Origin of the sequence: Chryseolinea lacunae, assembly GCF_016735595.1 — a bacterium.
Lineage (GTDB): Bacteria > Bacteroidota > Bacteroidia > Cytophagales > Cyclobacteriaceae > Chryseolinea > Chryseolinea lacunae.
Map to the genome: position 1 here is coordinate 250577 of NZ_JAERRB010000003.1, position 24631 is coordinate 275207.

A 24631-nucleotide genomic window follows, 5' to 3' on the forward strand; every position below is an offset into this window, starting at 1 on the left:
TCGTCCGTCTATTTCGCTTTGAACTGATCGAAGCGCGACGGTATATCTTTCTTTGGAAAAACGTTGTTCTTCATTTCTGTGTCGGCCAACTCGAAGTTGGGATCGAGCACAATGTTAGTCACTTCTTTTTCTTTGATGAAAACTTTTGTGATCGTGTTCTCATTGGTTCGCCAGATTTCTGCGGGGATGCGCTCAATTTCTTTCGACCCGTCTTTGTAGGTCCACTCAATGACCAGTGGAGTAACCAACCCTCCCACATTTTTAAACTTCAACTGATAAATGTTTTTGCCCTCCAATCGCTGGCGGATGGCGTTGTCGTCGGTTTGGCTTCTGAACTCACCCTTCAGGGCTTCGGAAGTGTTGGTGAGCGTGAGCGGTTCGGGTCCCTGGCTGAAATCGTTCTTGCCGTCTTTTTCGGTGGCGAGGTCGCCGCGTTTTGTCTTCAGTTGTTTTTTTTCCGGATCGGCGGTTTCATTTTTCAATTGATACCACTTCACATCGGCCAGGTCAACATCCACATTGTCGTTGGTATAGAACCAGCCACGCCAGAACCAGTCGAGGTCCACGGCCGAGGCGTCTTCCATGGTGCGGAAGAAGTCGGCAGGTTTGGGATGCTTGAAGGCCCAGCGCTGGGCATATTCCTTAAACGCCCGGTCGAACAGTTCCGGACCCATCACCGTTTCGCGTAGCACGGTGAGCGCCGCCGAAGGTTTGGAGTAGGCATTGGGCCCAAACTCCGAACGCCGAATGTTGTCGGACGTGGTCATGATCGGTCGCATCTGGCTCTTGTCGCCGCGCATAAACGGAACGATCCCTTTAGGCGTGCCGTGTGTGCCGAACAATTCGGGATAGCGTGTGCGAATGGTTTCTTTTTCCAGGAAGGTATTCAACCCTTCGTCCATCCACGACCATTGGCGTTCGTCGGAGTTCACAATCATGGGAAAGAAATTGTGACCCACTTCATGCACCACCACCTCCACGAGGCCGGTGAGTGTTTGTTTGGAGTATTCCCCTTTTTTGTCGGGACGTTCGCCATTGAAACAAATCATGGGATACTCCATGCCCTGGTGCGCTGTGTGCACCGAGTAGGCCACAGGATACGGATAGTCGATGGTGCGGCTTGAATAGAGTTCCAAAGCGTTCTTGATGGCCTTGGTCGACTCGCGTTCCCAAAGAGGATTGCCTTCTTTTGGATAGAGCGATTGCGCGAGCGGCGTGTTGTTGCCCACCTTCACCGCCTGTGCGTCCCAGATAAATTTGCGCGATGTGGCAAACGCAAAGTCGCGCACATTGTCGGCGTGAAATTCCCACGTGCTCTTCTTAGTCGACTTTGTTTTTTCTTTTTGCGTCGCTTCTTCCTGCGTCACAATAAGCACGGGCTTGTCGAACGTTTTCTTTGCGCGCTCCAGGCGTTCCAGTTGTTCTTTGGTCAACACATCCTTGGGATTCTGAATGGTGCCCGTGGCGCCCACAATGTGATCGGAAGGAACTGTGATGCGAACTTTGTAATTGCCAAACACAAGGGCAAACTCTCCCTGACCCAAAAACTGTTTGTTCTGCCAGCCCTGGTAGTCGTCATACACACACATGCGGGGAAACCACTGCGCGCAGGTATACACATAGTTGTCGTCGTCGGGAAAATATTCGTAGCCGCCACGACCGTCATACACCTGGTGGTTGTACTCGGTATAGCTCCATGCCACGCTGAACGTAAATTTCTCGCCGGTCTTCAACGGTGCCGGCAAGTCAACACGCATCATGGTGTAGTTGATGGTGTGAGGCAGAGTTTTACCCGTTGCGTCTTTCACGTGTTGAATGGTGTAGCCTCCGGTGTAGTCAGACACGGCCACACCTGTGGTGTTGTCGAAGAAACTGGCGGGGATTGAATCTTTCACCACGCCTGTTTTTGTTTCGCTGGTCATGCTCTTGGGCGCAAAGATGTTCTGGTCCAGTTGCAGCCACAAAAAATTCAGGGCGTCGGGTGAGTTGTTATAGTAGGTAATGCTTTCGGTGCCGGTCAGCTTTTGTGTTTTGTCATCAAGCTCCACGCTGATCACATAGTCGGCACGTTGTTGCCAGTAGTTTTGCCCCGGTGCGCCGGAGGCTGTGCGGTAGCTGTTGGGTGTGGGGAGTGTTTCTCCCAGCTGTTCAAACTTTCCCTTCCATTCCGGTTGCTGTTGGGCTTGCAGTGTGTGTGTCAGGCCCAGGGCAACGATCCAAACAAAAATCCTCTTCATCACTTTTCTTTCTTATTTAGAGCTGTCTTTATAAAAACCGAAGCGTGCCGGAAACAAATCCGGCACGCATCGGGTCAATGCTGTTTATCTTTCTGCGGTTCACCATCGCGGGTGAACTACTTCGTTTTCTTTTTGAACTCGTCGAACTTCGTTTCGGCCTGACGCTTGGGGAACACGTTGTCCTGCACGTTAATGTCGGAGATTTCAAAATTAGGATCCAGCACAATGTTCACCACTTCTTTCTCCTTCACAAACACCTTCGTGATCTTCTGTTCGTTCACGCGCCAGATCTCGGCGGGAATTTTGTCGATCTCTTTCGTGCCGTCTTTGTAGGTCCACTCGATGATGACCGGCATCACCAGGCCACCTTTGTTCGACAGCGTCACTTCATAGATGTTTTTGTTGTCGAGCTTCTGCATGATCGCCTTGTCGTCTACGCGGCTGGCGAATTCGCCATTGAGACGCGGGTCGGTTTCGATGAGGCTGAACGGCTCGGGGCCATTGTTGAATGAATCATACTTCTTGCCATCGCCTTGCGCGAGGTCGCCTTTCTTGGCCGTCACGTCTTTCTTCTCCAGCACAGGCTGCGAGGTGCGGAGGCGATACCATTTCACCTGGTCGATCGATTGGTCAACATTGTCTGTGGTATAGAACCAGCCTTTCCAGAACCAGTCGAGGTCAACGGCCGACGCGTCTTCCATGGTGCGGAAGAAATCGGCAGGCTTGGGATGCTTGAACGCCCAACGCTGCGAATATTCTTTAAAGGCCTTGTCGAAAAGCTCGGGGCCCATAATGGTTTGACGCAGCATGAACAACGCTGTGGCAGCTTTTGCATATTGCTCGGAGCCAAACTGGATCACTTGCTCGGAGTTCGTCATCAAGGGACGCATCTGGCTTTTGTCGCCCTTCATGTAGGGAACCAGATCGGCGGGCTTGCCGCGTGTGTAGTTCAATTCAGGATAGCGTTCCAGTTCGGTGAGCAACTGCACGAAGCTGTTCACTCCTTCGTCCATCCAAGTGGTTTGGCGTTCGTCGTTGTTCACAATCATGGGAAAGAAGTTGTGGCCCACTTCATGCACCACCACGCCAATCATGCCTTGTTTTGTTTTTGTGCTGTAGGTGCCGTCTTTGTTGGGACGACCAAAGTTGAAGCAGATCATGGGATACTCCATGCCGATGCTGGCCGCGTGCACCGAGATGGCCACGGGATAGGGATAGTCGAGCGTGTAGCGTGAGTATACTTCCAGGGTGTTCTTCACTGCCTTTGTCGATTCTTTCTCCCACAGCGGGTTGCCTTCTTTGGGATAGAACGACATGGCTAAGGGTGTCTTGCTGCCGATTTTCACGGCTTGTGCATCCCAGATAAATTTACGCGAGCTGGCAAACGCAAAGTCGCGTACGTTCTCGGCGTGAAACTCCCATGTTTTCTTTTGGGCCGATTTTGTTTTTTCTTTTTGTGTGGCTTCGGCCTGTGTCACAATCACCACGGGGGCGTCGTAGGTGGTCTTTGATTTTTCGAAGCGTTCAATTTCTGTTTTTGTCAAAACGTCGGCAGGGTTCTTCAACACACCGGTGGCGCCAATGATGTGATCGGCCGGCACAGTGATGCGCACTTTGTAGTCGCCAAAGGGAAGCGTGAACTCGCCGCGGCCCAGAAACTGTTTGTTCTGCCAGCCTTCGTAGTCGTCATACACACACATGCGCGGGAAGAATTGCGCGATGGTGTAAACATAGTTGCCGTCTTCCGGAAAAAATTCAAGACCGCTGCGTTGGCCATACACGCTGCGGTCGACGATGTTGAACGACCACTCCACGTTGAACGAATATTTTTCGCCGGTGCGCAACGGCTGTGGAAGATCCACGCGCATCATGGTGTTGTTGATGAAAAACGGAAGGGGTTTGCCATTCACTTCTTTCACACCTTTCACATTGTAGCCTCCTTTGAAATCGGAAACCTGCACGGCATAGGTCTTCGCTGCTGCTGAGTCTACCACAGCGCCGGTGCCGGTAGTGTTCAGCGAATTTTCGGATGCAATGATGTTTTGATCCAATTGAAGCCACAGATACTTCAACACATCGGGCGAGTTGTTGGTGTAGGTGATGGTTTCGGTTCCGCTGATGCTTTGATTGTTGTCGTTCAACTCCACACTGATCACATAGTCGGCCTTTTGCTGCCAGTATTTTGTGCCGGGTGCGCCCGAACCGGTGCGATACTCGTTGGGCGTGGGAAGCGTTTGTTCAAGCTGCTCGAACTTGCCCTGCCACTGCGGCGCCGTTTGCGCAACCGCTACGTGAGCGAGTATGACGAGCGCATACATCAAAACATGTTTCATAGAAAAATATATTAGGTTAATGAGTTCTACTTTTGAATCCAAAACATATGGTCCTTCATGAGGATGAGGGCTATGCCCGCCACCGCCGATGATATAACCATCTTCCAGTCTCTCCTGTTCACATTAAACAAATCGACCAGGATAAAACAAACCGACATAAACAACACCACGATGATGATCTGCCCAAACTCCAACCCTAGGTTGAAGGCCAGCAACGGGGTGAAAATGTTTTCATGTTTTCCCAGAATGCTGCGCAGGTAGTTCGAAAAACCGAGTCCGTGCACCAGTCCAAAAAACAGGGCATAGAAATAATTCATCTGCATCGCTCCCCCCGACAAATTGTTTTCGTTTTTGAAAAGGTTTGATACCGCGGTGATGAAGATGGTGAGCGGAATAAGAAATTCGATGAGGTCGGCCTTCACGTTCACAATGTGCAGCGTTGACAGGCCCAGGGTGATGGAGTGCCCAACGGTGAACGCCGTTACCAGAATGAGAATCTGTTTCCAGTCGCGTGTGATGTAGAGTGCGCAGAGCGCTACGATGAAGAGGATGTGGTCGTATCCGTTTGCATAGTCCAGGATGTGATCCTTGCCCAACATGAAATACACTTGAAATTCCGTCATAAACGCCAATCTGTCCCTGGAAAAGAGAGCAAGTATAATAGATATTTTTTATTTACGGAATGACAAATGAGCAACCGGATGGCTTTTTACGATGAGCGGCAAAGCTAGTTTGCGCACCCTGATATTATTCGAAATTAGGCTCGGTATTTTATTCGGTATTTTAGCGGAAAGCATAATCTTTGTGCCGTTCCCAACTTCAAACGAATGCTCTCACTTTTTGGCTTCATCTCGACACTGCAAGGGCTGCTTTTTTCGGTCATGCTTCATCCCCTTCACGTTTCGGTGACCGAAATTGAAATGGACGAAAAAGAAAAACGACTCGAGATCATGATGCGCGTTTTTGCCGACGACCTGGAGACGTCGTTGCGCGAAGACTTGAAACAACCCGCGTTCGACATCGAGAAACCCGATGCCACAGCCCTGGATGCCATCGTGGGCAGCTACCTGAAAAAACATTTCACACTCACCCTCGACAACAAGGCGCACGCGCCAAAATATCTCGGCCACGAACTGGAAGGCGACGCCTATATTTTTTACATCGAAGTGACCGGCGTCAAAAAATGGAAGACCATTCAGGTGCGCAACGACATCATCATGGAAGCGTTCGATGACCAGTCGAACCTGGTTCATGTGACGGTGCGCGGAACCGTGCGGAGCCTGCGCCTCACCAAAAGTGTGCCGGCCGATAAGCTCACATTCGATGTGAAGTAAAATCGTGCGCCGGATGCGGCGCACCATAGCGTAAAAAGTCCCATCTTCGCGGGAAAATTTCCTTGGCTTATGCAGAAGATCCTTGTGGCCGTGATATTCCTCGGCGTGTTGCTTGCGGGTTGCAATCGTGAGAAAGACGAATGTGTGTTTGTGCCGCCCGTCGAAGACAAGGTCACGCTCTCGGTTCAGCAATTCCAGGATTCACTGGTCAACCTAACCTCGAAAGAACAGATGGTGGGTTTGCTCACGCGGCAGCCGCTGCTGCGCGACTATATTTTCAGGCGCACCGAATATCCCTCCGATTCTGTTTTCATCAACGACCTCTACGCCAAGCTCAGCAGCCCGCACATGGACACCCTGGTGCTGGAAACCAAGCGCGTGTTTGGCGACCTCTCGGGCCTGACACAACAATTTGAAGAAGCCTTCAGCAACCTGAAATATTATTATCCCGACTTCACACCGCCCAAAATTCAAACGGTTGTTTCAGGTCTTGAAACCGACATGCTGGTGTCGGACACCCTCATCATCGTGAGCCTCGATTTCTATCTGGGACAAGGCGCAAAATACCGGCCCAAGATGTATGACTACCTGCTGCGCAAATACGATCCCAACGACATCGTGCCGTGTGCCATGCTCATCTACGGCATCAGCGATCGCTTCAACAAAAATCTTTCCGGCGACAAAACCGTGCTGGCCGACATGATGGCCTTTGGCAAATCGTTCTACTTCGCCAAACACATGCTGCCCTGTGTGGCCGACAGCGTTTTCATTTGGTATACACCCGACGAAACCCGTGGCTCGCGCAACAACGAAGACCTCATCTGGGCGCGCTTCATCGACAGCCAGGTGTTGTATGCCACCAGCCACAAAGTGAAACAGGACTATCTCGGCGAACGGCCCGTCACGATTCAGGTGGGCGAAAAATGTCCGGGGCGCATCGGGCAATGGGTGGGCTGGCAGATCGTGAACAAATATGCCGAAACACATCCCGACGCCACGCTGCCCCAGGTGATGAAGGCCGCCAACGCGCAAAAACTCTTCAAGGACTCGAACTACAAACCGAAAAAGCGATAACCTTTTAGGCGATAAAGCCAAAAGCTCAACTATCTTTGACGGTCAAAAAATCATCCAATCAAATTATACCATACTTATGCGCCAAAAAATTGTAGCAGGCAACTGGAAAATGAACAAGACCCTCGAAGAAGCCAACATCCTGGCTTCCGAAATCAAAGGCATGGTAGCCGATGAAGTGAAGGGCGATGTGAAAGTTATTTTCTGCGTGCCCTTTCCGTATCTGGTTCCCCTCAAAAATCTTTTGGGCGCGGATCCACGCATTTCCCTTGCCGCACAAAATTGCAGCGAACACGAGTCAGGTGCCTACACCGGCGAAGTGTCGGCAGCGATGCTGAAATCTATCGGTATACCCTACGTAGTGTTGGGTCACAGCGAACGTCGTCAGTATTTTGGTGAAGACGGAAAATTGCTGGCCAAGAAAGTTGATGTGGCATTGAAGCACGGTCTCTTGCCGATCTTCTGCTGCGGCGAACCATTGGAAGTGCGCGAAAGCAACGGCCACGAAGCACTCGTGAAAAAACAAATTGAAGAAAGCCTCTATCACCTCGATGCGGCGGGCATTCAAAAAGTAATTATCGCCTACGAACCCGTTTGGGCCATCGGCACCGGCAAGACGGCAACATCGCAGCAGGCACAAGACATGCACGCCGTGATCCGCAGGTCGCTGGCCGCAAAATATGGCGAAGCGGTTGCCAACGAAATCACCATTCAATATGGCGGCAGCGTGAATGCAGCCAACGCCAAAGAACTCTTCTCGCAACCCGATGTAGACGGTGGTCTGGTGGGTGGCGCGTCGCTGAAGTCGCGCGAGTTTGCCGACGTTATCAAAGCCATGTAAATTCATTTCGGCGCCGGCAGCGTTTCGCTTGCCGGCGCTTTTTCTTTTTCCCTGATTTCTTTTCCGGTTTTTCCCATCACGCCATTTCTGTTTCTCTATGTACTACTCTCGTCTGCAGGTGATCTGCGATCTCGATTTTTCTGAACTCATCATGGCCGAAGTTGCCGAAGCGGGGTTCGACACGTTTATGGAAACAGAAAAGGGATTCGAGGCTTATGTGGAAATGGAGAAGTATGACAAAGAATACTTGCAGGCCATCAAAGACAAATATGCGGCCCTCACCCCCGTGGTGTTTTTTCAGGACCGAATCCAGAAACAAAACTGGAATGAAGAGTGGGAAAAAAATTACGAGCCCATCATTGTCGACGACCGCTGCCTGATTCGCGCCGACTTCCATAAGATCGAAAAGAAATATCAATACGAACTCATCATCACACCCAAGATGTCGTTCGGCACGGGCCATCATCAAACCACCTACCTGATGATAAAAAGCCAGATGGACATCGACCACCAAAACAAACGCGTGATGGACGCCGGGTGTGGCACATCCATCCTGTCGGTGATGGCCTCGAAGCTCGGCGCGCGCGAAGTGGAAGCCTTCGACATTGACGACTGGAGCGTGAGCAACGGCCAGGAAAACATCGACGTGAACGGCTGCACCAACATCCACCAGCAGCAAGGAAAGCTGAGCGACCTCACTTTCGAAGGCACATTCGACATCATTCTCGCCAACATCAACAAAAACGTTTTGCTGGACGAGATCAAACTCTATCAAGGCTACCTCGCCCCGGGCGGTCATCTCCTCCTCAGCGGATTCTTTACCAGCGACATCCCCGACCTGTTGCAAGAAGCATCACCCTTCGGCCTTCGCGAAGTGACGCGCGACGAACGTGAGCAATGGGCTTCGTTGCTGTTGCAGAAGTAAACGAAATCGATTTCCCATTTACGGCACGTGTGTGAAACGCACAAGATGAATCGCGCCTAAAAATTATACAGGAGGTTTATAATGCTTCGTGGCATCCTGTATCTTACAGATGATTCATTTTCCCCTTGCCCTATGAAGCCTTTGCTACGCATTCAATTGTCGGCCATGATGTTTCTCCAGTTTTTCATTTGGGGCTCATGGTACGGGCAAATGAGCAAGTACCTCACCAACCAACTGCATGCCACCGGCGACCAGGTGGGAAGTGTCTATGCCGCGTTCTCATTTGCCATGATGGCATCGCCTTTTTTTGTCGGGCTGCTTGCCGATCGCTATTTCGCCGCACAAAAAGTGTTGGGCGTGCTCAACCTGCTGGGCGCGGCCATGCTGTTCGTGCTGGTGAATACCACCGACCCCGATGCTTTTTTCTGGATCATGCTGGTGTATTGCTTCACGTTCACACCCACCATTGCGCTCACCAGCTCCATCGCCATGCAGCAAATGAGCAATCCGCAAAAAGAGTTTCCGTCCATTCGTGTGTTTGGCACAGTGGCCTGGATCGTGGTGGTGAATTTTATCGGCTTCATGTCTTTGGGCGATAAGGTTGCCATCTTTCAAATCTCTATGATCGCGTCTGCCCTGCTGGGTGTGTTTGCGTTCTTCCTTCCCAACACACCGCCATCGTCTACCGACGCGGCAAGTTTTGCACAGATTATCGGCAAGGATGCGTTTGTGCTTTTCAAAGATCGTTCGTTCAGCATTTTCTTTCTGTCGTCCATTCTCATTTGCATTCCGCTGTCGTTCTACTATACGTGGGCCAACCCTTCGCTCACCGATTCCTACAAGGCTGCGTTTCCAACCGCAGACCCGACAGGTTTTAACATCGAAAACAAAATGTCATTGGGGCAGGCATCGGAAGTGATTTTTCTTTTGCTCTTGCCGCTGGCCTTTCAGAAATACGGTGTGAAAAAAATTCTCATCATCGGCCTGGTGGCATGGATCACGCGGTTCCTCTTTTTCGGCTATGGCTCGGCCGACACGTCGTCGTGGATGCTCTATGCTGCCATCCTGCTTCACGGAGTGTGCTACGATTTCTTTTTTGTGACAGGACAAATCTATACCGACCTGAAGGCGGGCGAAAAAATTAAGTCGCAAGCCCAGGGTCTGATCTCGCTGGCTACCTATGGCGCCGGCATGTTCATCGGTTCCATTGTGGCCGGCAAAGTGAAAGATGCCTACACCTCGGGCGACCCGGCCATCACTAACTGGACCAATGTGTGGCTGGTGCCGGCGGGCATCGCCGTGGTGGTGCTGCTACTGTTTGTTTTGTTCTTCCGCGACAACACGCGGAAGGCGACCGGCTGAGAAAATCAAAACTATTTCATAACGACAACTACAACCAACGCCAACGAACTATGAACATCGCCATGCTAGGCTCGGGCTTTATCGGCCGGTTCTATGCCGAATCCATTCAAGGCTACCGAAGCAAAGACAAAATTGTGAGCATCTATTCCCGTCGCGAAGAAAGCACGAAGAAATTTGCCGACGACTATAACGTTGCGTTCTCCACCACCGTCATGGAAGACGCCATCAACCGCCCCGAGGTAGACGTGGTGTGCATTGCACTGCCCAACAACCTCCACGAAGAAGCCGTGATGCTCTGCTGCAAACACAAAAAGGCAGTGATCACCACCAAGCCCCTTGGCCGCAACGGCGAAGAAGCCAAACGCATGCTGCTGGCCGTAGAGAAAGCCGGCATCTTCAATGGCTATCTCGAAGATCTGGTATACACGCCCAAGTTCATCAAGGCACAGGAGAGTGTGAAGAAGGGCGCCCTGGGTCGCATCCTCTGGGCCAAGTCGCGCGAAACACACCCCGGCCCCCACAGCGATTGGTTCTGGGATATCGAACAAGCTGGCGGCGGCTGCATTCTTGACCTTGGCTGCCACTGCGTGGAAATTACCCGTGGCTACATCGGCAAAGACATCCTGCCCGTGGAAGTGATGTGCTGGGCCGACACGCAGGTGAAACCCATCGATGCCGAAGACCACGCCATTGGCCTGATCAAATACGAGAACGGCGCCATCAGCCAGTTTGAGGTGAGCTGGACTTTCCGCGGTGGCCTCGACCTGCGCGACGAAGTGATGGGCACCGAAGGCACCATCTGGATCAACAGCTTTATGCGCACCGGCTTCGAAATTTTCACCACCGGCAAAAGCGGCGACTACCTGGCCGAAAAATCAGAGAGCGATTCGGGCTGGATTTTCCCCGTAGGCGACGAGCTGAACGAGCTGGGCTACAACCACATGTTCATGGACATGTTCCAATCGATCGAGCAGAACAAAGAACCCAAAGAAACTTTCTACGACGGCTATGTAGTGAACGTCATTTTGGACGCCGCCTACAAGTCGGCCAAAACAAAACTATGGGAACCCGTGAAGCTCGACATCTGGCGCGGCCGCACCGGCGTTTCCAAAGACAGCCACCTCGAAGAATACGATGCCGAACATTATCTGGTGAAGGAAGAAGTGACACACTATGGCGCCAAAAAACTGATTCTGAAAAATAAAGCAAGTGGCAAAATCATTCAGCGCACACTCTGATGGCTAGCGGAAAAGTGAAGCGAATTTTTCGCCGAGTATAGCGCGCGAATATTTTCTTTCGGCCAGCAGGCGTGATGCTTGCTGGCTTTTTTTTAGCCGCTCCACATCGTCGAGGAAGGGTCTTATTTTAGTCACGAAGTCTTCGGGATGCTGGCGGTCCACATACACGCCGCATTGGTTCTGCTCAATTTCTTCGCGTATCCAGCCCCCAAAATTCACCACCATGAGCTTGCCCGCCGCAAGACCATCGAAGTATTTGTTGGGCGAGCCCGTTTCCAGAATGGGCAGCGGCTTGTAGCACACAAACGACGCATCGGTCACGTTCATAACCTCCTTCACCCCTTCCCGATTTTGAAAGGGAATAAACGAAAAATTAGCAAGACCAAGCTGTTTCGCGACGGTCTTCAGGTTTTCGAGCACAGCGCCATCGCCACACACCACAAAATGAACGGGCAGCGATGCTTTCTGTGAGGCGCGTGCGCAGTCCATAAAATAATCGAGGCCATTGGCCAGCCCCACGGCGCCGATATAGGACACCACAAATTTTCCGGCCACGCCAAATTTCGCCTCCAAAGCCGGGTCTTTCACCGACGGCTGGTAGAATTCCGTGTCGGCCATGTTGGGTACCAGGTGCACGGGTGTGCCGGGTGTTTTCTTCACGATTGCCTCCTGTATCATGGGCGAAAGTGCCACCACCGATTGGGCGCCCCGATAGGTGGATTTCTCGAGGTCGTAGAGAAATTGTTTGAAAAAATAGTTCTTCACAAACCCCATTTGTATGGGGGCGTCGGGCCATAGATCGCCCACTTCAAAAATGTAGGGAATGGCATAACGCGTCTTCAGCAGTCGTGCAGCCAGCCCCACCGTTAGCGGAACAGAAATGGCATAACAAACCCCAATGCCTTCAAGCTTCGCCGCCAGACTCACCGCCGCCCGCACATAGCGCAGAAAAGCCATGCTTCGTTTGCCAAACCCGAAGCGATTGTCGTAGGCAATGGGCAGGTAGTGCACTTCAATTCCCTCTACGCCCCGCTTCACGTACGCTTTCTCGTTGTGCGCCGTGATCACCACCGGTGTGTGGCCGGCGACCACCAGGGCTTTTGCCAGATAGTACGACCGCAGGGCTCCACCGGACTGAGGCGTGTTGAAATGCTGGTGAAGAATCAAAACTTTCACGGTGCAAAGAAAACAATGTTTCACAGCCCGGCCGCGCACCGTCCGCATTTTTGTGCCCCCAACCGGTCGTCCTGAAACGGTTTTATTTTATGGGCCTCACGTCGTAGTTTCAGGACAAACCAAAATTAGTATATGAACAAACCCCTGATCACCCTTCTGCTGGCGACGCTCGCGCTGGGCGCCGCGCATGCCCAAACAAAACTCTTCAACGGAAAAGACCTCACCGGCTGGAAGGTGGCCGGCACCGAAAAATGGTATGTCGAGAAAGGCGAACTGATCTGCGAGAGCGGTCCGGACAAGCAATATGGCTATCTGGTATCTGAACAGGAGTTCAAAAACTTCGAATTGACCGTAGAATTCAAGCAAGAGTCGAATGGCAACAGCGGTGTGTTTTTTCACAGCTCCGTGGAAGGCACGAAGATCAGCGGGTGGCAGGCCGAGGTTGCGCCCCTCAACAAACACACCGGCGGCATCTATGAAAGCTATGGCCGTGGATGGCTGATACAGCCCAAACCCGAGCTGGAAAGCAAATTAAAGGAAGGTGATTGGAACCGCATGGTTGTGCGGGTGCAAGGCGGCGAAGTGAACACGTTTTTGAACGGCGTTCAGATGATCACCCTGAAAGATGATAAGATCGGGGAAAGTACAGGAAAAATAGCGCTACAGATACACGACGGTGGTGGTGTAAAAGTGCGTTGGCGCATCGTTGAGGTGAAGGCCTTATAAAAGAAACATCCGGGAAGGGCCTTAGCGCCCTTCTTTGCTTTGCCCGACGCTGCGGGCGTAGCTCATGATGTTCAATACGGTGCCGGCCGAAGGTTCAAGCTGCGCGGCATCCATGTTCTTTTTCAGGACATACAGCTCATTATAAAGAGCTTGCAAATCGCTGTCACAAATGAGGGCTTTGTCAATCTCCCTCGTCTCCTTCTCCGTAGTCTCGTGGTATAAATACCTGATCAAGTCCGTTTGAGTAAAAGTTTTTATCATTGGCTCTGTGTTTCACCATCTTTTTCCGCAGATTGATGAGTGCATAGCGCATTCTTCCCAATGCCGTGTTGATGCTCACCCCCGTGCGTTCCGCGATCTCCTGAAAGCTCATTTGTAAATAATGCCGCATGATGAGCACTTGCTTCTGTTCTGTCGGCAGTTCTTTGATGTAATCTCTGAGCTTCGTTCGTGTATCTTTAAAAATCTGCTTCTCTTCAATCGACTCTTCTGCAAACTCCATAGAGTTAAAGAGTCGGCTTCCGTCTTCCAGTACTACCTCGGGGTAACGTTTGTTTTTTCTGAAGTTGTCGATCGCCAGGTTATGCGCGATGCGGCTGATCCACGGCAAAAATTTTCCTTCCTCGTTATAGCGGCCACCACGGATGGTGTTGATCGCTTTGACGAAGGTTTCTTGCAAAAGATCTTCTGCGGTGTACCGATCTTTCACAATCAGGTAAATCGCTGTATAGATCCTGGATTTATGCCGGTGTAGGAGCATATCGAAAGCTTCTTCGTTACCGTTTTGATAGAGCGACACGAGCTGGGAGTCGCTTAATCTGCTGTCAATCATTCTTTCTCACTTTAAGGTAACGTAGAGATCTGTTTCGATATTGTTTTGGGTTAGTGGAACAAATAGGTTTGAAAAGATAGAAATATTTTGAATCAGCGCAAAAAATTTTCAAAAAATTCTTGCCTCTCATACAATTTCTTTAGCTATTTGCTCGCAAATTCTGCGTCTTCAATAGTATGGCCATCAGCAAGAAAAAAGTTATCAAAAGTCTCGAAAATCTCTCCGAAGACCTTCAGGAGTTGATTCGCGACCAATATCCAAACGGATATGAGGGAAGCATCACACGCATCACCAATGCCAAGCGTGAACCCATCTTTGTTTTCCCCCTGGAAACCGAGGATGCCACGTATCTGGTAAAGGTGCCCGCCACCAAAAACAGCGATGGCGAATATGATGTGGAGTCAAAAGGAGGAGAGCCCGCGGGCGACTTCGAAAAAGAGGACGACAATTTCGACAATAGCAGCGACGACTTCGAAGGCAACTCTGCCGAAGGCGATGGCGACGACTATGACGAAGAGGGTGGCGGCCGCCGCGGGCGCGAAGCCAGCTACGATCCGGACTTTGACAGTTGATTCGAAAGAATATTTCATAAAAGTGAACACCATTCCCACGGATGGTGTTTTTTGTTTCCGCTGCATCCTCTCCACATTCGAGTGAAATGACGGCTGAACGCCGCGGGATTTTTTCGTCGATTTTTTTTGTGCCCCTTGTCTTGTGAATCAGCAGGGCAAGGCCCATTTTCGTTTACTTTGAATGACCACTAAAAAACAATCCGTGTCTAAGACCCTCGCTGCCAAAACAAACGATTCTCACCTCGACGACCTTGACCCTCGCGAATTCATCATCATCAAACGGGCGCGGGTCAACAACCTGAAAAATCTGAGCGTGGCCATACCACGCAACAAGCTGGTGGTCATCACCGGGCTGTCGGGCTCCGGAAAATCGTCGCTGGCATTCGACACGCTTTTCGCCGAGGGGCAACGCATGTATGTGGAAAGTCTTAGCGCCTATGCCCGCCAGTTTCTGGGCCGCATGGAAAAGCCCGAGGTGGACTATATCCGGGGTGTGTCGCCGGCCATTGCCATCGAACAAAAGGTGAACACCCGGAACCCCCGCTCTACCGTGGGAACCACCACCGAGATCTACGACTACCTGAAACTGCTCTTTGCCCGCATCGGAAAAACCTATTCGCCCATCAGCGGCAAGGAAGTGAAACGCGACACGGTGACGTCGGTGATCGATTTTGTGAACAAACTGCCCGTTGGCACCCGTGTGATGGTGGCTTGCCCGCTGCACATAAAAAAGGGCCGCAAGCTGGCTGATGAGCTGAATCTGTTATTGAGTAAAGGTTTTGCAAGGGTTCTTATCAACGGCGAAGTCAAGTTTATTGAGGAGTTGGCGGCCCCGGCCGAGGGTGGCAAGAAAAAGAAGGCCGCCGCCGCGTCAGACGACCTTGTGGAGATTCTTATCGACCGGGCGTCGGTGAATCCCGAAGACGAAGACACCACGTTCAGGCTATCCGACTCCGTGCAGACGGCCTTCTTTGAAGGTGAGGGCGATTGCCTGATCTATGCCGAGGGCCAGGACAAAACCCGATTCTCAGACCGATTCGAACTGGACGGTATGCGGTTCACCGAGCCGTCTATTAACTTCTTCAGTTTCAACAACCCGTTTGGCGCCTGCCAGACCTGCGAAGGTTTCGGGAAAGTGCTGGGCATCGACGAAGACCTGGTGATTCCGGACAAGTCGCTGTCGGTCTATGAAGGCGCCATTGCGCCGTGGCGGAGCGAAACCATGAGCGAATGGCAGAAGCCATTGTTAAAGAACGGCATCAAGTTCGATTTCCCCATCCACCGCCCCTACAACGAACTGACACGTGAGCAGCAGGACGTGCTGTGGAATGGCAACACCTACTTCGAAGGCATTCATAGCTTCTTCAAGTCTCTCGAATCCAAAACATACAAGATTCAATACCGTGTGCTGTTGTCGCGCTATCGCGGCCGCACCAATTGTCCCGATTGCCGTGGCACGCGTCTGCGCAAGGACGCCCAGTATGTGAAGATCGCGGGCCTGTCCATCACCGACCTGGTGCTGATGCCCATCGAAGACATGCTGGCACTTTTCCCCACGTTGTCGCTGCCGGAATTCGATAAAAAAATATCCGATCGCATTCTCACCGAAATCACGTCACGCCTGGAGTACATGGCCAAGGTGGGCCTTGGTTATCTCACCCTGAACCGCCTCACGTCCACGCTGTCGGGAGGCGAGTATCAGCGCATCAAGCTGGCCACGTCGCTGGGAAGCGCGCTGGTGGGGTCTATGTATGTGCTGGACGAACCCAGCATTGGCCTGCATCCCAAAGACACCGACCGCATGGTGGGCGTGCTGAAGTCGCTGCGCGAGCTGGGCAACACCGTGATTGTGGTGGAGCACGAAGAAGAAATTATGCGGGCGGCCGATCAGATCATCGACATCGGGCCGGATGCCGGAAGCCATGGCGGCGAACTGGTGTTTCAGGGCTCGGTAGACGACATCGACGGCAAGGTTAACTCACACACCACCGACTATCTCAGCGGCCGCGAATCTATTGCCGTGCCCAAGGCGCGGCGCAAGTGGAAAGATTCCGTGACGGTGGCCGGCGCCAGAGAAAACAACCTGAAGAACCTGACGGTGAAATTTCCGCTGGGCATTTTAACGGTGGTGACGGGCGTGAGCGGCTCGGGAAAATCGACCCTCATCAAAAAAATTCTATACCCGGCCATGGGGCGCCTCTCGGGCACCGTGTCGGAAACGCCGGGCAAATACGACAAGCTGGAGGGAGACTTTGCGCGCATCACGCAAGTGGAGTTTGTGGACCAGAATCCTATCGGCAAATCGTCGCGTTCGAACCCCATCAGCTATGTGAAAGCCTACGATGCCATTCGCACGCTCTATGCCGACCAGGCGTTGTCGAAGCAACGCGCCTACAAGCCTTCGCATTTTTCATTTAACGTAGAGGGTGGACGCTGTGAAACCTGTCAGGGTGAAGGCGAGATCAAGATTGAAATGCAGTTCATGGCCGACATCTATCTGAAGTGCGAAACCTGTCAGGGCAAACGCTTCAAGCAGGAAGTGCTGGAGGTGGAAGTGAACGGCAAAAACATTTCCGACATCCTGGACATGACGGTGGAAGACGGTCTTGAATTTTTTAAAGACAAGAAACCCATCTACGAAAAAATCCTTCCCCTGAATGAAGTTGGGTTGGGCTATGTAAAGCTGGGGCAATCGTCAAACTCCCTGAGCGGCGGCGAAGCGCAACGCGTGAAGCTCGCTTCTTTCCTCGGCAAAAACTCAACCGAAGGCAACATCCTTTTCATCTTCGACGAGCCCACCACGGGGCTTCACTTTCACGACATCTTCAAACTGCTGAAGGCCATCAACGCCTTGGTAGACGAGGGGCACTCGGTCATCATCATCGAACACAACCTGGAGGTGATTAAGTGCGCCGACTGGATTATTGATCTTGGTCCTGAAGGCGGCGAGAAAAAAGGAGGAACGCTTATGTTCGAAGGCACGCCGGAAGAAATGGTGAAGAAAGGAAAAGGATATACGGCGGAGTTTTTGAAAAAGAAGCTGAAGGGCTAGCTCATTTGCTAAAGCTTTGTAACGCGCTTTGGTGAAAATAAAAATGGAGGTCACAAATTGTGACCTCCATTTTTATTGTGTCATTCCAAATAAGGGGATGGAAAGCTGATTGAACAAGGTCAAATTTTTAGCGAACGGTTTTACCAAGTGAACTCGATAATCACACCTGCCGCGCTATCAACGCTTCTGTGAAAGATCTTATCGCTTTCTTGTTTTCGTCGCGACCATTCACGGCCTCAAGGCTGCGGAAACCTTTGGCAAAATAATAGTCAATTTTCTTCTCGGTGAGCGATTGAATTTCAAGTGCGTCGTAGAGTGACTTTACGGCTGTTACTTTCTCCTGCTTTTTGAATTTTTTGGCCGTCAGCCATGTGTTCAGTTCTGTTTTCTGGCGGCCTTTTGCTTTTTCGAGTGCCTTGATGAGCAGGAATGTTTTTTTATTGGCAATGATGTCGCCGCCCACTTGTTTGCCGAATTTTTTTGGATCCGCGTAGGCGTCCAGCAAATCGTCTTTCAGTTGAAAGCCGATGCCGATGTTGGTGCCGAACGCTCTCAGTGCGCGACATTCCTTTTCGTCGGCACCCGCCAGAATTGCTCCAAGCTCCAGACTGAAACCCAGCAGCACGGCGGTCTTCAGCCTGATCATGTTGATGTATTGTTCTTCCGAAACGGTAGGCTTCGACTCAAACTCCATGTCCCATTGCTGGCCTTCGCATACTTCGGATGCGCACTTGTTAAACGCTTTCAGTACGCGGTGCAGTTTGCCGGCATCCAGCGACAGCAACATGTCGTAGACTTTCACCAGCATCACGTCGCCCGAGAGGATGGCGGTGTTCACGTTCCACTTTTTGTGCACGGTCATTTTTCCACGACGCAGGGGCGCCTTGTCCATGATGTCGTCGTGCATGAGGGTGAAGTTGTGAAAGGCTTCTACGGCAACGCCATAGCGCACCACCTTTTTCACATCCGATTTATAGAGCGAATAGCCCAGCAGCACCAGCATGGGCCGCAGGCGTTTGCCGCCCAGGGCCATCAGGTAGCGAATGGGTTCATAGAGCGAAGCCGGTTCTTTTCCGAAATGCTGTTTGCTTATTTCTTGTTCGATCCACTGCTGATAGCGGGATAGGGAAGACTTGGACGCCATGGGTTATTCTGCTTCGGGCTCGTTAACTTTTGGAGCAAACACAAGGTCGATCAGACGTTTGTCGATGTCGGTTTTCTTCACCAGCACCCGCACGCGGTCGCCCAATGTATAGGTCTTGCGCGTTTTGCGTCCGGAGATGCGATAGTTCTTCTCGTCGAATTCGTAGAAGTCGTCGGTCATGTCTACCATGCGGATCATGCCTTCGCATTTTGTTTCCACAATCTCCACATAGATGCCCCACTCGGTCACGCCAGAGATAAGTCCGTCGTATACTCTCTTCTCGGCCGAAGCCATGAACTCCACTTGTTTGTATTTGATGGAAGCGCGTTCGGCATCGGCGGCGCGTTTTTCTCTTTCCGAAGAGTGCACACACTTCAGTTCATATTCATTTTTGCTCACGGGCTTTCCTTCGTCGAGATAGTGTTGCAGCAGGCGGTGCACCATCATGTCGGGATAGCGGCGAATGGGCGATGTGAAGTGCGAATAGTGCTCGAACGCCAACCCAAAGTGTCCTTTCACATCGGTGGAATATTTTGCTTTCGCCATGGTGCGAATGGCCAGTTGCTCCAGGATGTTCTGCTCGGGCTTGCCTTCAATTTCCGTCATCAGCTTGTTGAGCGACGAGGAGATTGAGTTTTCGTCAATGGTCATTTTGTGACCAAAGCGTGTGGCGAACACCGAAAAGTCTTTCACCTTTTCCGGATCGGGATAGTCGTGGATGCGATACACAAACGTGTTCTTCTCCTTGCCCTTGTGCAGGTTATAGACATAGGTGGCCACTTGCTTGTTGGCGAGCAGCATAAATTCTTCGATGAGCTTGTGGGCATCTTTGCGCACTTTGGGAATCACTTCCAGGGGTTTTCCTTTTTCATCGAGCCTGAACTTCACTTCGGTGGTTTCGAAGTTCACGGCGCCTTTCTTGAAACGGTCTTTGCGCAGTTTTTTTGCCAGCGTGTTCAACAACACCAGCTCTTCCGAAAGCTCGCCTTTGCCGCTCTCCAAAACTTCCTGTGCGCCTTCATAGCTGAATCGCTTGTCGGAGTGGATGATGGTGCGGCCAAACCATTCTTTTTTGATCTGTGCCTTGTCGTCCATTTCGAACACGGCGGCAAACGTGAGCTTGTCTTCGTGTGGACGAAGCGAGCACAGTTCGTTCGACAGTCGTTCGGGCAACATCGGTATGGTGCGGTCCACCAGATAGACCGATGTGGCACGGTCGAAGGCTTCCTGGTCGAGCACGGAGTTCGGTGTCACATAGTGTGTCACGTCGGCAATGTGCACGCCGATTTCATACAAGCCGTTGTCGAGCTTGCGGAACGAGAGCGCGTCGTCAAAGTCTTTGGCATCTTCGGGGTCGATGGTGAACGTGGTGATCTCGCGAAAGTCCCAACGTTTTTTGATCTCCTCTTTGGTGATGTCTTCGTCTATTTTCTTCGATTCGTTTTCAACGTTTTCGTTGAAGCGGAAGGGCAAATCGAACTCGGCCATGATGGAGTGGATCTCCGCTTCATTTTCACCGGCTGCGCCCAGCACCTCCACAATCTTTGCTTCGGGCTTGCGGTCGTTGTCGGCCCACGAGGTCACTTCAATCACAACCTTGTCGCCGGTTTTTGCACCGTTAATGTTTTCGGGATAAACAAAGAAGTCGGTATGCATCTTCCGGTGATCGGGCACCACGAAGGCGAAGTTTTTTGAAAGCTCCACCTTGCCTGCATAACGCGTTCGGTTACGACGCACCACTGACGTTACTTTCCCCTCGGGGTGTTCGCCGTGGCGTGTCGGGAAAACGGTGACCGTTACGGTATCGCCATCTACGGCCGAGCCGAGGTCTCTTCCTTTCACATAGATGTCTTTCTGATCGCCACCCAGTTTCACGTAGCCAAAACGCGAGCTCACATGGTCTACCACACCCGTGAGGGCTTCGGCTTTGTGATTGGTCACGTAGGTGCCGTTGCTCAGTTGCTGCACGGTGCCTTTTTCTTCGAGGTCGTCCAGAATCTGGCCGGCCATTTTGGTGTCGTCTTTTTTCTTAAGACTTAGTTTCTTGGTGAGTTGTTTGTAAGAATAGGCTTTGCCGGGGTTTTCGCCCAGCACGGCGAGGATGGCCGCTTCTAATGTTCCCCGCTTGTTTCCGCTATTTTTAGATTTCTCTTTTGTGTTTTTCTTTTTACTCATTGTTGTGTTTTTCACATGTGTCACCACAGGGAAAATGCTTTCCGGTGACAAATTGTTATTGATTTTTAATTTACTAAAAGATTGAATTGATCTGGGGAGGAGGGGCAGGGCTGGTCTGCACCTTGAGAGTATGGTTTGAGGATCATTGGGCTTCGCCGTTGCCCTGCTGGTGTGCCGTTAGGTAGCTCTGGACATCGCATCATGTCCGGGGTATCCAAACTTATTTCTTCAAGCATAACTCGCCGGCCGCGGTCATTCAACATTGTTTTATGGGTACGAAGGTACAAAATTTTTTCGTACGCATCTTCATGCCCGTTTTTGGTGCTCCTGGGGGACGATCGCCGATGAGGGATTAGTCGGAGTGTTTGTGAACCAGCGGCTGACTGATGAACACGCTTCTCATCTTCAGATACAACTGGGCCAGCACCACCACATCGCGCACGCAATAGTCTTTTATCTTCTCCAGGTTTTTGTCTTCATAATACACCTTGTTCACCTGACTGCCGTCCATGTCGCTCTTGCTGGATGGCACCTGGAAAATGGCCGCCAGCAGATCGAGCGAGGTGAAGTGTTTATAGTCGCCAAACTTCCACATCTCCATGGTGTCGAGGTGCAACACTTCCCACGGTTTCTTGCCCATCAGGTTTAGGGTGGGCGGCAGCGGGAGGCCGTTCACTAGCAGGCGGCGGCAGAGGTAGGGATAGTCGAACTCTTTGCCGTTGTGAGCACACAGTTTCAGCACGGCCGGGTCGAGCTTTTCCACCATCATCTTAAACTCCGACAGCAGCTCGCGTTCGTCGTCGCCATAGTAGGCTTTTGTTTTGAGGCCCAGCTCTCCGTTTTCGGTATCGAAAAATTTTCCGACGGCCACACAGATAATTTTCCCGAACTCGGCGTGTATTCCGGCACGGTCGTGAAAGATGCTTTCGTCGGTTTGTTCGCTGTCGCGTTTAAAAAAATTGGCCTTGCGCGACCATTGCGTTTTCAGGCGCTCATCCAGGGCGTTGTAGTTGTCCGTGCTGGCCACGGTTTCAATGTCGAGAAATAAGAGGTCGCGAAGTTCGGGCAGCATCACATCGGGGCGTTGTTGGCTAAAAGTAGAAATTACGGCCGATCTTCAAAAATTTATTTAGGAATGTAACACACCTTCCATCTCAAGTTCCTTGATGAACGAAATGTTCTCCTCGCGGATGGAGTCGGGCACAAACACAAAACGCTTGTCGAATATTTGTGTCCCAATATAGTAGCTCACCCAGTATTCGTTGTTCAAATGAAACACGGCGGGGTCGATGAGTTCAATCAATGTGGCGCTGTTGGGCGCTATGGTGTCGAGGAAATGGCGGAGAATGGAGGTCTTTTGTTCTTCGCCGTCTTTGTGGCCGTAGCCCTTGCTGGCCACCAGCGTGTTTTCGATGGCTTCGTCGTTGTTGTTGATGAGATAGACCCTCCACTCAAAATGGTCTGCGCTATTCAATTTGCGCGCCACGGCCAGGGTCACGTTTTTTACTTCCGGGATTTTAATGTCTTTGATCATGGCTATTCCTGATTTTTAAAGTCTCTTCATTCAGTTGTTTATAATTTCCATTTCAAATAACCGGGCAATATGTTTTTGCAGCATGCCCTGCACTTCTATGACATCAACGGGCCGGCCAAGTTCTTGTTGCAGCGAGGTGACGGCCTTGTCGGTGATGCCGCAGGGGATGATGTGATTGAAATACGACAGGTCGGGATTCACATTCAGCGCAAAGCCATGCATGGCCACCCAACGACTGGTCTTGACCCCGAGCGCGCAAATTTTGCGGGCCTTGTGATCTTGTGTGTAATCAATCCACACACCGGTGAGCCCTGGAATGCGGCCCGCCTCCACGTCATATTCTTTCAACGTGAGGATCACGGCTTCTTCCAGGAAGCGCATGTATTGATGGATGTCGGTGAAAAAATTTTCGAGGTCTATCACCGGGTAGCCCACAATCTGACCCGGTCCGTGGTAGGTGATGTCGCCACCGCGGTTGATGTGATAGTAGGAAGCATCCAGGTTTTTCAACTCGTCTTCCTTCAACAGAAAGTTATTTTCCTTGCCACTTTTGCCCAGCGTATACACATGGGGATGCTGGCAGAAAAGCAGGAAGTTGTCGGTGGCCTTGTGAAGATGTTCGGGCAAATCGCGATTGCCGGCCTTGATGGCGAGAATTTTTTCGAACAGCGACGACTGATAGTCCCAGGCTTCCTTGTAGTCGATGAGCCCAAGGTCGGTTACGCTGGTTTTTTTATTGATGTTGGAATTCACGCTCAGAATTTCGCTTGATTGATTTTTTCGGTTGGATTCATGATGTAGGTGACGTACGAATGATCGGGCATCAGCTCGACAACACGAAAACCCCGGTAGGCAGTTCCCCAGTTGCCGCCAAAATGAGAGTCGAACATGTAGGGCACGCCGTCTTTCATCTTCACGTTGTCTTCTTTGTGTTCGTGGCCGTGAAAGACTCCGCGCACGTTTTTGGAGGTGCTCATCAGGCTCAGAAACTCCGGCGTTTCCAACGAGAAGCTCTCCCATTTCGACTGCGGGATGTGCACAAAAACAAAGATGTTTTTTTTCTTCTTGTGTTCGTCCAGTTTGGCTTTCATCCACGCGAGGTCGGGGCTCAGGTATTCGCCCTTCTCGTTAGACGACGTGGCCAGCAGCAGCACGTTGTTGTTCAGCACCACATCGTGGTTCACGGGCATGCCCCACACGTCGTTCCAATGCTGATCGCTCACCATGTCGTGGTTGCCTTTGGTGACGTAGTATTTCACCGGCAGTTTGTCGAGCATGGCTTTGGCGGGCGGCAGAAAATCTTTGCCGTCGTGAATCACGTCGCCGTTGATGACGCAGAAGTCCAATGGATTCTGAGCGTGAAACGAGGTGACGTTTTTGATCATCGTGTCATACATGCCCACATAGTCGGTGCCTTCCTGGCCATAGTGGCCGTCGGAAGCCACCACAAAGCGCAGCGCTGTTTTCTTGCCCAGGCGTTGTGCTTCGGCGGGCGTGAGGTTCAGCACGCTTCCGCCCAGCATCACCAGCGATGCAGACGAAACGTTTTTGATGAAGGTTCGGCGCGACAGGCTCATAAATCAGGATTTATCAATTTCAAAAGTTCTCTAAAAACGAAAGCGGGTAGAATGTCGACGAATAGAAAGTCTTTGATAACACCGTTTATTTCTCTTCGCAGGTTGTGCTATCTTCCTTCAAAGGTATTACATAGTTGTGAGCGACAAAATGAAAACCGGCACCTACGGCGAGAATCTTGCCGCTGACTTTCTCAAGGCCAAGGGCTTTGATATTGTTGCCCGAAACTACCGTCACGGACGCGCCGAAATAGACCTCATTGTGCAACGGGGCAACTGGCTCATTTTTGTGGAAGTGAAAACGCGTTCGTCAGTTTCCTTTGGCTACCCCGAAGAATTTGTTGACGAGGCCCAGGCACGACACATCTTCCACGCGGCCGAGCACTACATTTTTGCAAACGACTGGCAAGGACACATTCGCTTCGACATCGTGTCGGTGCACCTCACGTTGCCTCCGGAAATTTTTCACTTCGAAGACGCCATAAATTAACGCACGCTTAATATC

General features: G+C 51.4%; 22 protein-coding genes. 10 read left to right on the plus strand and 12 right to left on the minus strand.

What is annotated here, in order from left to right; all coding sequences use genetic code 11:
• Positions 1 to 8: 8 nt before the first annotated feature.
• The 3 genes from JI741_RS10205 to JI741_RS10215 all read right to left on the minus strand — a co-directional run bounded on the left by JI741_RS10205 (position 9) and on the right by JI741_RS10215 (position 5193).
• Complete coding sequence (locus JI741_RS10205; protein ID WP_202008967.1) at positions 9 to 2237, minus strand: M1 family metallopeptidase; 2229 nt, start codon at positions 2235 to 2237, stop codon at positions 9 to 11.
• 116 nt (positions 2238 to 2353) lie between these two features.
• The gene (locus JI741_RS10210) at positions 2354 to 4570 is read right to left on the minus strand and encodes a M1 family metallopeptidase (protein WP_202008968.1); all 2217 of its coding nucleotides are present in this window, start codon (positions 4568 to 4570) and stop codon (positions 2354 to 2356) included.
• 26 nt (positions 4571 to 4596) lie between these two features.
• On the minus strand, positions 4597 to 5193 hold the full coding sequence (locus tag JI741_RS10215) for a HupE/UreJ family protein (protein WP_202008969.1): 597 nt from the start codon (positions 5191 to 5193) through the stop codon (positions 4597 to 4599).
• 204 nt (positions 5194 to 5397) lie between these two features.
• On the opposite strand from JI741_RS10215, the gene JI741_RS10220 reads away from it, so the two are divergent.
• The 6 genes from JI741_RS10220 (at position 5398) to JI741_RS10245 (ending at position 11341) form a co-directional block, all read left to right on the plus strand.
• On the plus strand, positions 5398 to 5904 hold the full coding sequence (locus JI741_RS10220) for a DUF6702 family protein (RefSeq protein ID WP_202008970.1): 507 nt from the start codon (positions 5398 to 5400) through the stop codon (positions 5902 to 5904).
• Between the two features lie 69 nt (positions 5905 to 5973).
• On the plus strand, positions 5974 to 6978 hold the full coding sequence (gene gldB / locus JI741_RS10225) for a gliding motility lipoprotein GldB (RefSeq protein WP_202008971.1): 1005 nt from the start codon (positions 5974 to 5976) through the stop codon (positions 6976 to 6978).
• 76 nt (positions 6979 to 7054) lie between these two features.
• Positions 7055 to 7816 carry a triose-phosphate isomerase gene (gene tpiA, locus JI741_RS10230; protein WP_202008972.1) on the plus strand — a complete coding sequence of 254 codons (762 nt, stop codon included), beginning with the start codon at positions 7055 to 7057 and terminating at the stop codon, positions 7814 to 7816.
• A 97-nt stretch (positions 7817 to 7913) separates the two neighbouring features.
• Complete coding sequence (gene prmA / locus JI741_RS10235) at positions 7914 to 8741, plus strand: 50S ribosomal protein L11 methyltransferase (protein WP_202008973.1); 828 nt, start codon at positions 7914 to 7916, stop codon at positions 8739 to 8741.
• A gap of 132 nt (positions 8742 to 8873) precedes the next feature.
• On the plus strand, positions 8874 to 10103 hold the full coding sequence (locus JI741_RS10240; protein ID WP_202008974.1) for an MFS transporter: 1230 nt from the start codon (positions 8874 to 8876) through the stop codon (positions 10101 to 10103).
• A 50-nt stretch (positions 10104 to 10153) separates the two neighbouring features.
• A complete protein-coding gene (locus JI741_RS10245; protein WP_202008975.1) occupies positions 10154 to 11341 on the plus strand; it encodes a Gfo/Idh/MocA family protein in 1188 nt (395 codons plus the stop codon).
• A 3-nt stretch (positions 11342 to 11344) separates the two neighbouring features.
• Here JI741_RS10245 and JI741_RS10250 read toward each other — a convergent pair whose 3' ends face one another.
• Entirely contained in the window at positions 11345 to 12517 is a 1173-nt protein-coding gene (locus JI741_RS10250) for a glycosyltransferase family 4 protein (protein ID WP_202008976.1), read from the minus strand.
• Positions 12518 to 12649: 132 nt separating this feature from the next.
• Here JI741_RS10250 and JI741_RS10255 point away from each other — a divergent pair, with 132 nt between their 5' ends.
• On the plus strand, positions 12650 to 13243 hold the full coding sequence (locus JI741_RS10255; RefSeq protein ID WP_202008977.1) for a 3-keto-disaccharide hydrolase: 594 nt from the start codon (positions 12650 to 12652) through the stop codon (positions 13241 to 13243).
• Between the two features lie 21 nt (positions 13244 to 13264).
• Here JI741_RS10255 and JI741_RS10260 read toward each other — a convergent pair whose 3' ends face one another.
• Positions 13265 to 13477 (minus strand): hypothetical protein, encoded by a 213-nt coding sequence (locus tag JI741_RS10260; RefSeq protein ID WP_202009969.1) that lies wholly within the window; start codon positions 13475 to 13477, stop codon positions 13265 to 13267.
• The gene (locus JI741_RS10265; protein ID WP_202008978.1) at positions 13425 to 14075 is read right to left on the minus strand and encodes an RNA polymerase sigma factor; all 651 of its coding nucleotides are present in this window, start codon (positions 14073 to 14075) and stop codon (positions 13425 to 13427) included. Before JI741_RS10265 ends, JI741_RS10260 begins: the two co-directional genes overlap by 53 nt.
• A gap of 176 nt (positions 14076 to 14251) precedes the next feature.
• Between JI741_RS10265 and JI741_RS10270 the strand changes: the two genes are divergently transcribed.
• Together JI741_RS10270 and uvrA are read left to right on the plus strand one after the other, a co-directional pair.
• Complete coding sequence (locus JI741_RS10270) at positions 14252 to 14647, plus strand: hypothetical protein (RefSeq protein WP_202008979.1); 396 nt, start codon at positions 14252 to 14254, stop codon at positions 14645 to 14647.
• A gap of 181 nt (positions 14648 to 14828) precedes the next feature.
• Positions 14829 to 17699 (plus strand): excinuclease ABC subunit UvrA, encoded by a 2871-nt coding sequence (uvrA, locus tag JI741_RS10275; protein WP_202008980.1) that lies wholly within the window; start codon positions 14829 to 14831, stop codon positions 17697 to 17699.
• Positions 17700 to 17859: 160 nt separating this feature from the next.
• Here the strand turns inward: uvrA and JI741_RS10280 are convergent, their stop codons facing one another.
• From JI741_RS10280 to JI741_RS10305, 6 genes are all read right to left on the minus strand, one after another.
• Complete coding sequence (locus tag JI741_RS10280) at positions 17860 to 18843, minus strand: polyprenyl synthetase family protein (RefSeq protein ID WP_202008981.1); 984 nt, start codon at positions 18841 to 18843, stop codon at positions 17860 to 17862.
• 3 nt (positions 18844 to 18846) lie between these two features.
• Positions 18847 to 21018: a ribonuclease R gene (gene rnr / locus JI741_RS10285; protein ID WP_202008982.1), complete on the minus strand. Its 2172-nt coding sequence runs from the start codon at positions 21016 to 21018 to the stop codon at positions 18847 to 18849.
• Positions 21019 to 21370: 352 nt separating this feature from the next.
• Complete coding sequence (locus JI741_RS10290; RefSeq protein WP_202008983.1) at positions 21371 to 22090, minus strand: 3'-5' exonuclease; 720 nt, start codon at positions 22088 to 22090, stop codon at positions 21371 to 21373.
• A gap of 57 nt (positions 22091 to 22147) precedes the next feature.
• Positions 22148 to 22552, minus strand: coding sequence for a hypothetical protein (locus JI741_RS10295; protein WP_202008984.1), 405 nt, complete (start codon positions 22550 to 22552; stop codon positions 22148 to 22150).
• 30 nt (positions 22553 to 22582) lie between these two features.
• Positions 22583 to 23305: a lipoyl(octanoyl) transferase LipB gene (gene lipB / locus JI741_RS10300; protein ID WP_202008985.1), complete on the minus strand. Its 723-nt coding sequence runs from the start codon at positions 23303 to 23305 to the stop codon at positions 22583 to 22585.
• Between the two features lie 2 nt (positions 23306 to 23307).
• Complete coding sequence (locus tag JI741_RS10305) at positions 23308 to 24129, minus strand: metallophosphoesterase family protein (protein ID WP_236675988.1); 822 nt, start codon at positions 24127 to 24129, stop codon at positions 23308 to 23310.
• A gap of 136 nt (positions 24130 to 24265) precedes the next feature.
• Here JI741_RS10305 and JI741_RS10310 point away from each other — a divergent pair, with 136 nt between their 5' ends.
• Positions 24266 to 24616, plus strand: a complete 351-nt coding sequence (locus JI741_RS10310) for a YraN family protein (RefSeq protein WP_202008986.1) — start codon at positions 24266 to 24268, stop codon at positions 24614 to 24616.
• The last annotated feature ends 15 nt before the right edge of the window (positions 24617 to 24631 follow it).